This is a genomic window from Ruegeria sp. YKSF57, from assembly GCF_059612585.1.
In genome coordinates this window covers 19,360-30,473 of sequence record NZ_JBXWQW010000050.1, presented here as the reverse complement: position 1 = coordinate 30,473, position 11,114 = coordinate 19,360, and the positions used below count along the sequence as shown (strand labels likewise).

The 11,114-nt window shown below is 56.8% G+C and carries 12 protein-coding genes; 11 read left to right on the top strand and 1 reads right to left on the bottom strand.

The window, feature by feature from the left end; translation table 11 throughout:
- From AC2FLX_RS18220 to AC2FLX_RS18210, 3 genes are all read left to right on the top strand, one after another.
- On the top strand, nt 1–567 hold a 567-nt coding region (locus AC2FLX_RS18220), incomplete at its 5' end, for an isochorismatase family protein (protein WP_496875491.1).
- 36 nt (nt 568–603) lie between these two features.
- A complete protein-coding gene (locus AC2FLX_RS18215) occupies nt 604–1,113 on the top strand; it encodes a YHS domain-containing (seleno)protein (RefSeq protein ID WP_496810214.1) in 510 nt (169 codons plus the stop codon).
- A gap of 73 nt (nt 1,114–1,186) precedes the next feature.
- Entirely contained in the window at nt 1,187–1,756 is a 570-nt protein-coding gene (locus AC2FLX_RS18210) for a carboxymuconolactone decarboxylase family protein (RefSeq protein ID WP_496810215.1), read from the top strand.
- Nucleotides 1,757–1,960: 204 nt separating this feature from the next.
- On the opposite strand, the gene AC2FLX_RS18205 is transcribed toward AC2FLX_RS18210, so the two are convergent.
- On the bottom strand, nt 1,961–2,863 hold the full coding sequence (locus AC2FLX_RS18205; RefSeq protein ID WP_496810216.1) for a LysR substrate-binding domain-containing protein: 903 nt from the start codon (nt 2,861–2,863) through the stop codon (nt 1,961–1,963).
- A gap of 108 nt (nt 2,864–2,971) precedes the next feature.
- On the opposite strand from AC2FLX_RS18205, the gene AC2FLX_RS18200 reads away from it, so the two are divergent.
- The 8 genes from AC2FLX_RS18200 to AC2FLX_RS18165 all read left to right on the top strand — a co-directional run bounded on the left by AC2FLX_RS18200 (nt 2,972) and on the right by AC2FLX_RS18165 (nt 11,077).
- Nucleotides 2,972–3,838 carry a pirin family protein gene (locus AC2FLX_RS18200; protein WP_496810217.1) on the top strand — a complete coding sequence of 289 codons (867 nt, stop codon included), beginning with the start codon at nt 2,972–2,974 and terminating at the stop codon, nt 3,836–3,838.
- 27 nt (nt 3,839–3,865) lie between these two features.
- Entirely contained in the window at nt 3,866–4,480 is a 615-nt protein-coding gene (locus AC2FLX_RS18195; protein ID WP_496810218.1) for an isochorismatase family protein, read from the top strand.
- Nucleotides 4,481–4,690: 210 nt separating this feature from the next.
- Nucleotides 4,691–5,518 (top strand): Rossmann-fold NAD(P)-binding domain-containing protein, encoded by an 828-nt coding sequence (locus tag AC2FLX_RS18190; RefSeq protein WP_496810219.1) that lies wholly within the window; start codon nt 4,691–4,693, stop codon nt 5,516–5,518.
- A 64-nt stretch (nt 5,519–5,582) separates the two neighbouring features.
- On the top strand, nt 5,583–6,086 hold the full coding sequence (locus AC2FLX_RS18185) for an anthrone oxygenase family protein (RefSeq protein WP_496810220.1): 504 nt from the start codon (nt 5,583–5,585) through the stop codon (nt 6,084–6,086).
- 533 nt (nt 6,087–6,619) lie between these two features.
- Nucleotides 6,620–8,092 (top strand): Na+/H+ antiporter NhaC, encoded by a 1,473-nt coding sequence (gene nhaC, locus AC2FLX_RS18180; RefSeq protein ID WP_480748976.1) that lies wholly within the window; start codon nt 6,620–6,622, stop codon nt 8,090–8,092.
- Nucleotides 8,093–8,163: 71 nt separating this feature from the next.
- Nucleotides 8,164–9,180: a GlxA family transcriptional regulator gene (locus tag AC2FLX_RS18175; RefSeq protein WP_480748977.1), complete on the top strand. Its 1,017-nt coding sequence runs from the start codon at nt 8,164–8,166 to the stop codon at nt 9,178–9,180.
- 182 nt (nt 9,181–9,362) lie between these two features.
- Nucleotides 9,363–10,289: a replication-relaxation family protein gene (locus tag AC2FLX_RS18170; protein WP_496810221.1), complete on the top strand. Its 927-nt coding sequence runs from the start codon at nt 9,363–9,365 to the stop codon at nt 10,287–10,289.
- Nucleotides 10,290–10,723: 434 nt separating this feature from the next.
- The gene (locus AC2FLX_RS18165) at nt 10,724–11,077 is read left to right on the top strand and encodes a DUF2958 domain-containing protein (RefSeq protein ID WP_496810222.1); all 354 of its coding nucleotides are present in this window, start codon (nt 10,724–10,726) and stop codon (nt 11,075–11,077) included.
- The last annotated feature ends 37 nt before the right edge of the window (nt 11,078–11,114 follow it).

The following is an 11,114-nucleotide window of genomic DNA, read 5'->3' as shown; positions in this document are numbered from 1 at the left end:
GTTGGCGAGAGCGTCACCGAACAGGGCACCGTCGACAACATCGAACGACTGTTCATCGCGGCCAAGGCGGCGGGCATGCCGGTCTTCATCTCGCCCCACTACTATTACCCGCACGACCACAAGTGGCAGTTCGAAGGCACGCTTGAGGCGACCATGCACGCGATTGGCATGTTTGACCGGCTGGGGCCGCTCAACCTCGACAACTTCGAAGGCTCCGGCGCCGACTGGATGCCGCAGTACAAGAAGTACATCGAGGACGGAGAAACCATCGTCTGCTCGCCCCACAAGGTCTACAGCCCTGCGCAGAACGACCTGAACCTGCAGCTGCGTAAACGCGGGATCGACAAGGTGATCCTGGCAGGAATGTCCGCCAACCTCTGCACTCAGGCGCATCTCTACGAGCTGCTGGAACTGGGATACGAGGTGGCCGTGGTGCGCGATGCGACTGCCGGGGCCAAGGTGCCCGAAGGCGACGGTTACCTCGCCGCGATCATCAATTTCCGCATGGTGGCAAACGGGGTCTGGTGGACAGACGATGCCGTCACGCGGATCGCGAACGGCGCCTGACGCCACCTCTTTCATTCATCATTCTGGAGAAACGAAATGACCACGATCACCACAAAATCAATCCGGCTTCGGACAACCGCCCTCGCCCTGTCTGCCGTCGGGGCGCTGGCCCTGGCCACCCAAGCGCAGGCTGCGGACGAATACAATGTCACCAACAGCCTGACCCTGACGGGCCAGCCGCTGGGCATGCACGGCGTAGACCCGGTGTCCATGTTCAATGGCGACACCCCCGCGCAGGGAAATGCGGAATTCACCTCCAAGCATGACGGGGTGGACTATTACTTCGCTTCCGCAGCCGCCCAGTCCGAATTCGATGCCGACCCGGAAGCGCATCTGCCGCAGTTCGGCGGCTTCTGCGCCTTTGGCGTCTTTGTGGGCAAGAAGCTCGACGGCGACGTGCGCTTTGCCGACATCGTCGATGGCAAGCTCTACCTCTTCGTGAATGCCGCGATCTTTGAGAAGTACCTCGAAGACAAGGCAGCGGTGATCGAAGGGGCGCATGCCAAGTGGCCGGGCATCGTCAACACCCCTGTCAGCGACCTCTGATCCCACCCCCGTCACGCGGCGGCTGAAGCACGAACAAGGCTCGCCGCGTGATGGCTCATTCCAGGAAAATACCATGATCGACTTTGAAAAACACACCATCGAAACCGCACCCGAAGCGGCCAAGCCAATCCTGCAAAGCGCGCTGAAGGGCTACGGATTTGTCCCAAATCTCTATGCCGCAATGGCAGAGGCGCCGACAATCCTCGAAGGGTATATGAGCCTTTCTGCCATCTTTGGAAAGACAGATCTGTCCGAAACCGAGCAGCAGATCATCCTGATGACCAACAACCGCCTTAACGGGTGCAAATACTGCATGGCGGCCCATACCACGCTGTCGCAGATGGCGGGTATAGACAATGACATCATCGAAGCACTTCGCAACGACACGCCGATCGCCGACACCCGGCTTGAGGCCCTTCGCCAGTTTTCCATCGCGGTGAATGAAAGCCGAGGCTGGCCGAGCGATGCACAGTTGGAGGCCCTTCTGGCGGCCGGCTACACCCGGCAGACAGTGCTGGAGGTGATCTTGGGCACCGCGCTCAAGGTTCTATCAAACTACACCAATCACGTTGCTGATACGGACCTCGACGATGCGTTCAGGGCAAACGCATGGAACAACCCGAAGCCAGTCGCCGCGGAATAGTTGCCTAAGGCGGCTTGATCTCAGTTCAGCATTTTGCTTGTGTTGCAACCAAGTAGAAATGTCACGGGTTCTGAAAAGCAGAAATGTCACCTCGGGGCGTGACGGGAGCGCAGCATCTTAACCGGCAGGTGAACGGCAGGAATGGGCCGTCACAAACGCGACGAATAGTACGTCGGTAAGGATGCTGGGTTCGATCCAATGGCGTCAAGGAACCAAGACAGCAGGGAGGTCTTGCTTGACGCAATCTAAGAAAGCCTCCACAGCCGGTAGCATGCCGCGCCGTGTTGGCATCAGCAGACTGATTTGCGGGCACCCCGCTGTCCAAATCGGCAAAACGCGCACTAGTGTTCCTGCTTCGATTTCCGACCGGCACACGTAGGATGGCAGAGCAACCAGCCCCAAGGATATCTCTGCTGCGTTCTTAAGTGTCGACATGTCGTCACTCGCGAACCTCACATTGCATGGCACTGACGCGGTTTGCCCGCCGTCATCTGTCAGCAGCCATTGATGGGTCTCGCGTGGCCGCCCGAGGACCAGGGCGGTTTGGTCTGCAAGCGCTGCAGGCTCATCCACACTTCCCAAAGCGTCAACATACTCAGGCGACCCAAACAAGTGCCACTCGACCCGTGCTAACCTCACTTGGATCAGACTTGAATCCGGCAGCGTGTCCATATGTCCCCGGATCGCCACGTCGATCCCACCCTTGATCAGATCCTCCATCTGGTTGGATGCCCGCTGCACAACGGTGACTCCGGGATTATCTTGCAGGAACCGCGGCAGGATCTTATCGAGGCCGAACTGCGCCATCCCAACGGAGCACGACACCGTCACGGTCCCGCCAACGGTGTTGGTCCGGCGACGTACAGCGGTTTCCGCCGTTTCGAACCGCGCGAGGGCGTCGCGGGCATGGCGGTAGTATTCCTCTCCAATCTCGGTTGTCGTGACGATCCGCGACGTGCGCTGCAAAAGCCGTACGCCCAGGTCGTCTTCGAGCAACCTCACACGACGGCTCAACCGCGACTTCGGGATGTTCAGAAACCGCGCAGCTGCGGAAAAGCCGCCCTTTTCAACCACCTGAACGAAATAGAACGCGTCGTTGAGATCCACAGCGCACCTCTTATTGTCCTATCAATAGAACGATAGGTTCCAATTTTACCCGATTTTGGGATCTTCGTCTCTCTCATATTCTCAATGCAACAAAAGCGAGAGTATGACATGACCACGCAACTGATTGATAAGCTCGCAGGCGTTCCCTGCGAAACACACGCCCAAAGCGACGGTCGCAAGATCACGATTGGTGACGGGTTTGCGGCCCAGAGCTACCAACATGCGGATTTCGGCGGTCTGATGGATCCGCTGATCATGGTTGATCACTTCGTCATGACGAAGCCGACCTTTGGCACCCATGCGCACGCGGGGTTATCTGCTGTCACAGTCATGTTCGAAGACAGCGAAGGTGCGTTCCACAATCGCGACTCCGTTGGCAACGACTTTGATCTGGCACCCGGCGACCTCTACTGGTTCAAAGCCGCAAAGGGCGCGATCCATAACGAGGCGCCGCGCCCGGGCGCCCGCACACACGCACTGCAGGTCTTCGTCAATTTGCCTGCCGATCACCGGCATGATGCGCCGTCTGCCTTTCACCTGAAGGCGCAGGACATCCCGAAACTGACGGGCGACCGCAGTACGGCGCGCCTGATCCTTGGTCGAAGCCATGGGATCGCAGGTCAAGCCGCACCGGACCTCTCGCTGGCGCTGCTAGATATCTCCCTCCAGTCCGGTGGGACATTCATGCACCGCGGTACCTCCGATGAACACGCCTGGATCCTTCCCATCAAGGGGACATCCAGCGTCACTTGGAATGCGCGCGCAACAGAGTTGCAACCAGGCAAAGCCATCGCCTTTGTCGGCGCCACTGACATCTCTTTTTCCTCCGAACGCGGCGCACATGTCGTCCTATTTCGGGGCCACCCCCTACGCCAAGCTTTTGTGCAACGGGGCCCATATGCCATGGGCAACGCGGCAGAGCTTGACGCAGTCGAAGCCGCCTATCGCGACGGTCGGCTTGGATCAATTGACTAAAGTCACCAACCCAAAAAGGAGAACTCAATGACAAATGCCTACAACCCAACCCCACTGACACGCGACAATGCGGCCTTGGTGCTTGTCGACAATCAGGTCGGTTTGATGACCGGCGTGCGCGACTACCCAATCGCGGAATTGAAGCACAACATCGTCGGTCTGGCGAAATCCGCCAAAGCGCTTGGCCTGCCGATCGTGACAACCACGACCTCCTCCGAAACGCTCTGGGGGCCTGCGATTCCGGAACTTAAGGAGGCTCTGCCCGGTCAAACCTTCATCGACCGGACGACCGTCAACGCCTGGGACGATCCCCGGGTGGAAGAGGCTATTCGAGCCACTGGCCGCAGCAAACTGATCTTCGCGGGGCTGTCCCTTGAGGTCTGTGCTGCCTTCCCCGCAATGCGCGCCATCCGCGACGGGTTCGAAGCTTATGTCGCCGTCGATGCCTGTGGCACTTTCAACATGACCAAACGTGAAACCGCCATGGTCCGGCTGACCCAAGCCGGTGTTGTGGTGGCTGATGGCGCGAGCCTGATGATCGAGATCCTGGCAGACAACGCCAGCAATCAGGCTGGTGACGTTTACGGTGCGTTGGGCATGGATTGGTCGATCCTTGTCGGCCAGGTCCGTGAGAGTGCGTAGCGATGCACCGGTCTTACAACGCGTCCCGTAGCAGATATCCGCACCGGGGCATGCAAATCCAATTCTACCTCATCTACTTCACATCGCTGTTCTGTTTGGTCGCGATGGGATGGGCGGCGGCCCTGTTTCTGTGAAGGCCGCAGCCACCACAACAGCACTTCTTGAACCACACAAACAGGGTGGGCCCACGGCTCATCACAGGAGAAAACTATGTCTAACGAACCTATCCTCGTTGTCGGCGCCACTGGCAAAACAGGATCGCGCGTCGCAGAAAAGCTCGAAGCCAAAGGCGTCTCCGTGCGGCGCGGAGCACGGCGGTCAGAAATCCCATTCGATTGGGAAGACCAAAGCACCTGGGCCCCAATCCTGACCGGTGTCTCCAAGGCCTATGTCACCTATTTCCCCGACCTGGCCTTCCCCGGCGCCATCGAAAAGCTGGAGGCGTTCGCGAAGGTCGCCCTCAACACCGGCCTAACGCACATCGTGCTGTTGTCTGGCCGGGGCGAGCACTTCGCCAGCATGGGCGAAGAGGTGATCCGCAACTCCGGCCTCGGCTTCACCATCGTGCGGTCCGCTTGGTTTGCGCAGAACTTCTCCGAAGGCTACCTTCGCGACCCAATCCTAGGTGGTGTCCTCCCCATGCCCGGTGGCGATATTGCAGAGCCGATTATCGACATTGACGATATCGCAGATGTGGTCGTCGTGGCGCTCACGGAGGACGGGCACCTGGGCGAAAGGTATGAAGTCACCGGTCCGCGCCTCATGACCTTCGCAGAAATGGCTGAGGTCCTGACTACAACTTTGGGGCGCTCTATCCAGCATCTGCCGATCACGTTTGAGGACTTCCACGCCAATGTTGCTGCTTCTGGCGACACATTCGTTGCCGACGTCTTTACCGCGATCGCTCGCGAAACCCTGGACGGGCGCAACGCTCATACCGCGGATGGGGTCGAACGGGCCCTTGGCCGCAAACCCCGCGACTTCGCCGAATTCGCCCAAACCGCAATGACTGTAGGCGCTTGGCCAAGCGCCGCCTAACCCCCACACACCGGGAGGTGGATGGCGCAGGCCACCTGCCTCCTCCGAAAAAGGAGCAAATGATATGTCCACAACGATCTTTTTCCTGATCCAATTCGCCATTCTCGCCTATGCCCTCGTCGGCGGCGTCTTTCTGGCCTTTTCTGACTTTGTGATGCGGTCGCTCGCGCTCACTGGCGGTGTCGGTGGCATGGAAGCGATGCAATCTATCAACCGCGAGGTGTTCCGCTGGATTTTCATGGTACTCTTCATCGGCCTCGCACCTGTCTCCCTGTTCATTGCGGGCTACGGCGGTTGGGTTTTAAGTGGTCAGCCAGGTACGTTGATGCTGATTGCTGGGGTCATCTACTTTATCGGGTGTTTCGGTGTGACCATCTTTTTCAACGTTCCGATGAACGAAGCCTTGGCCGGAATGGATGCCCAGATTGACGTAACACGGGCCTATTGGGAAGGCACCTATCTACCCCGCTGGACATTCTGGAATTCGGTTCGCACAGCGGCTTGTGCGGTGTCCGCTGCGCTGTTGCTGTTCGCCTTGCTTTGGGCCAACCAACTGCAGACGGCGTGACGAGATTAAGGAAGTCGGTCTCAAACAGACATCCTTCTTGAAACAAGACCGCTTCGCCCGAAGTAGCCATACCGGAAGCTCACAGCGAACCAGCACCATCGCCAGTGATGTGTACCAACCCGTTTGAGATGTACCCGAAGTGGTACTTGCTGCGCCGGAGTCAAAAGTCGGTTTCGCCCCGCAGACAGTAGGTTCGATAGTTTCTAGATTTCGCAAACGCAGCGAATGGCGGCTATGTGGGCTGCGACCGCAGAATCTTGACCTGCCGGTCAACGGCAGCTCAGGGCCGATTTCCAATTTTCGTCGCATAGTCCGTTGGTTTGCGCAGTTTAGGCGGGCGCAGTACACGGGGCAATTTGCCGGGTTCTATCGCATTGGTCGGTATTCAATTCATTCGAAGAAGCCGAAACCCGATGCACCTATGTCGCAAACTCTAACAGGATGTGCGCACAGGCCGACGGTCCTATACCGGCATATTTGGTTTCTTTCGCAGATCATAACGGATTTGGATCATTCCAATGGAGGAGACCAATATGTCTGCGATTGAAGACAATATACGGCAACCCGGCTTGGTGCTGGCGCTTGTGCCAATAGTGCTCACCCTGTGTGTACTTGGGCTGCAGCTATTCTATTTCGGTGACTTTACGCCGCACATCCCTCTCGCATTCGGGATCGCTATTACTGGTATCGTTGGCCTCATGTTGGGTCACAAATGGCCCAGCATTGAAGAAGGCGTGTTCCACGTCATCAATATCTCTCTGCCTTCGGTCTCGATACTGATCACAGTTGGTATGATCATTGGTGTATGGATCGCAAGCGGCACCGTCCCGACGCTGATCTATTACGGTCTCAAGATCTTGTCGCCCGAGCTTTTCCTTGCCGCAGGAATGATCCTTTGCTCCATAGTCTCTGTTTCATTGGGCACCTCGTGGGGAACAACTGGCACGGTCGGCCTGGCGCTGATGGGGATCGGTGCCGGGTTTGGTATCCCAATGTATTGGACTGCGGGGGCGGTGGTCTCTGGCGCATTTTTCGGAGACAAAATCTCGCCTTTGTCGGACACGACAAACCTGGCCCCAGCAGTGACAGGGACCAATCTGTTCGACCACATTCGCAATATGCTCCCAACGACAGTTCCTTCGATGCTGATCGCGCTGGTGATCTACTTTGTCGTCGGGTTCACTCTGATTGACACGTCTCAGGTTTCGTTTGACCGCATTCACGCAATTACGACTGCATTGGATGATGCGTTCTGGATTTCGCCAATCATGCTGTTTCCGGCTGTCCTGGTCATCGTATTAGCCGTCATGAAACAACCTCCGATCCCATCGTTGTTTGCAGGGGCCGTTGCGGGCGGCATCATGGCTATCTTCTGTCAGGGGGCCGGGCTACATGAGACGTTCACCTTCGCCAACAGCGGATACTCGATTGATACTGGTGTTCCGGAGATCGATCCCCTGCTGAACCGCGGAGGTATTCAGTCGATGATGTGGACGATTTCACTGGTGCTGCTGGCCCTGGGTTTTGGCGGAGCGCTTGAGCGCGTGGGCTGTCTTCAGGCCATCATCAAAGTTGTCATCTCGAAAGTGAAGACGTTCGGTGGAATACAGATCTCGGCTATCATGACATCTGTCGCCACCAATACCGTTGCGGGCGACCCATACTTGTCGATTGCACTGCCAGGCCGAATGTATGCGCCGGTCTATCGCGCGATGGGCTATTCCCCGTTGAACCTGTCCCGGGCCGTCGAAGAGGGCGGAACGCTGGTGTCCCCTCTGATCCCGTGGAATGCGGGTGGCGCCTTTGTCATCACGGCACTTGGCTTGGGGATCGCGGACGGGAACTTCGAAAACCTGCTGTATATCCCCCTCGCATTTGCTTGCTGGCTGTCGCCGGTCATCGGTATCATCTATGCCATAACAGGGCTCTTCTCACCGAAAGCGAGTGAAGATGAGATCCGTTCGTGGGAAGAAAGCGGTGAGCCTGTTGCGCAGATGACCACCTGACCGTTCTGCACCAACACCGCAACAGGTGTTGGTGCCCTTCATCCGTCTTGGTCGATACTGGGAGGAGAGATATGGACCCGAGAAACTTTGTCCCTAAAGGCGCGGCCAGCTATCGAATAGACTATGATGGATCAGCCAGGGAAATCTACTTCCTGCTGTTGCCAAAGCTGACCATGCTGGCCTTTAGCGCCGCAGTGGAACCACTGAGGATTGCCAATCAGGTCACAAACAAAGAACTGTACAAGTGGTTTCTGATCACCGAAGACGGAACTCCGGTTTCGTGTTCGAACGGGATTGAAATAACGCCGGATTTTGCATTGCGCAATCTTCCGCGATCCTCGCGGCTATTTGTTTGCTCAGGCATTGAACCGGCGGAGAGTACAAACCCCAAAGTCCTGTCGTGGATCAGTCGACAGAGAACCTTTGGCTGTAATTTGGGTGGTATTTGCACGGGCGCTTTTGCCCTTGCGAAGGCCGGGGTACTGTCAGGGAAAAGGTTCACATTGCACTGGGAAAACCACCCGGCTTTCGTCGAAAATTTTGTCGATCTGGAGCCATCGGCAAACCTGTATGAAATCGACAACGAACTCATGACATGTGGCGGTGGAAGTGCCGCAACTGACATGATGTTGGACATGATCGAATCCGACTTCGGAAACGATCTGGCGGTCATCGTATCGGACATGTGCATCCACTTCCGATCCAACAACAGCAAAACGCTTCAGAAATCAGCCTTCTCGGTGGCCCTGGGCAGCCGCAACCAATACCTGATCAATGCCATGCAGATCATGCACGAAAACCTGGAAGAGCCTTTGGATATCTCTGAAATAGCAGAAGCCGTACAGATATCGCGTCGTCAGTTGGAGCGTCTCTTCCAAAAGTATGTCGAAATTTCACCTGTGCAATTTTACATCGAACTGCGCGTCGCGAGGGCTTACGCATTGCTCAGCGAGACCGAGATGGCGGTTGCAGAAATTGCGGCAGCTACAGGCTTCAGCAGCGCTACCCAACTTACGGTACGATTCAAGAAACGCTACGGCGAAGCGCCAACTTCATTCAGGAGGGGATGGTCTGAAAGACGCGAATGACTTGCGCCTGACCAGTGTCAGAATTCGAAACTTCAGAACAGCTGATTAAAGTTCGGTGCAGTTAACCAAAGTCCGCTTTGGCAACGCTGCAATGCGGTATCTTTGGTTTGGTGAAAGTCAGCTAAGGGCCGGACCCAACACCCGTTGGCAGCAATGAGTGTTCGGTCTGGTAAAATGGTTGCATGCCCAAACGATCCCGCTTCAAACGCGCCAAGCCGTCCAATATCGAACTCACCGACCGCGATGTCGCCATCATTCGTGCGTTGGAACATCACCGGTTTCTGACCACCGATCACCTCATGGCGCTGACGCAGACTGCAAGCCGCCAGGGGATCACGCGCAGGCTGCGGGAGCTTTTTGATGCGGGATATGTTGACCGGCCCAAGGCGCAGATGCTCACCATGGCCTATGCCGACAAACGCCCGATGGTCTATGCGCTTGGCAATGCGGGCGCTGATCTTCTTGCTGACCGGTTTCAGCTTCGCCTGCCGGATGTCTACTGGACGGAAAAGAACCGGCGGGTGAAGGAGAAGTTTGTCGAGCATACGCTCGGCATTGCCGATTTTATGGTGGCGATGGAGCTGGCTTGTCGTGCAGCGGGGAACATCGAGATCATCCCGCGCGAGACGATTCTTGCTGCCTCGCCGCAGAACACCCGCCGCCGCGAATACCCGTTTCGCTGGCAAACGCGGGTGCATTGGAACAATGCGTGGCAGGAGCTGGCCATCGTGCCCGATGCGGTCTTTGGTCTGCAGTATCTGGACAGGCCAGAGGGGAAGAACAGAGCCTATTTCTTTGTCGAGATCGACAGGGGCACGATGCCCATCACGCGGCGCGATTTGAAGCAGACCAGCTTTGCGCGTAAGCTGCATTCCTATGCCGACACGTTTGAGCGCAAGCTGCATACCGAGCAATTCGGCATCAAGAATTTTCGCGTGCTGACGGTGACGACGGGGCGCGAGCGCGTGAAGAACATGCAAGAGGCCTTTCAGGCGGAAGTGGGGGACAGCGCACCGGCTGGCTTGTACCTTTTCGCCGAGAAGGGAAGATCGCCCGAGGCAATGCTGGATTGGGCGAATGGGAACGGCGACCCGGTGAGCCTGGAATAAGGTCGCGCGTGGCGCGCCTGATCCCGCACCCTGAGAGGTGCGTTTTTCTTTTCTCTCTTCTGCGGCAGTTCGACGATACCCACCAAATCTTGCCATCAAGTTCGCTGCGCTGCCTTTGACAGCAAGATGTCTGGCGGGCTCTTTGCCCTGCTAACGCAGAAGCGAGAATTCTGCGGATTACGAAAAGCGATAACACGAAACGCTATGACAGATTTACAGGTGCGGGAGGGGAGAGGGCCAGATTTCAAACCATGTTGCGACACTGGTATCGAGGTGACCCAAACAGTGCGCCAGTTGTGCAAATTCAGAAAAGACGACCGCGAGCTTTACATGCACATTTGGGAGGATGCGGAAGTGACAAACATCCGCTGTGTTATATGTGGGCAGGTCTACGGGGAGGAGGATTTCTCCATTATTCATTAACCGTTACGACTATGAACAAACTGATACCAAAAGAGATTTTACAAGACCTGATTGCCAATGAAGAGCTGAGCCAGATGGGGATGAACCGGCTCGACATGGTGCCTGTGCTGCGCTTGTTTACACCAGACGCAGGGGCGACCTGGGTGCTGGTAAGCGGGGAGGAGGTTGAGGGCGATGTCATCCTTTACGGATGGTGCGACCTGGGGCTGGGGTTTCAAGAGTTTGGAACCGTCAGCCTGCGCGAGCTGGAAACCGTTCGGGGAAAGCTGGGTCTGCCCGTGGAGCGTGACCTTTATTTCCGTCCAACCGTGTCATTGCATCAGATGGCAGAAGACGCCGAGGCCGCTAACGCCATCAGCTTATGAGTAAAGATGTAAAGGGCAATATGACGCCCTGCGCTGT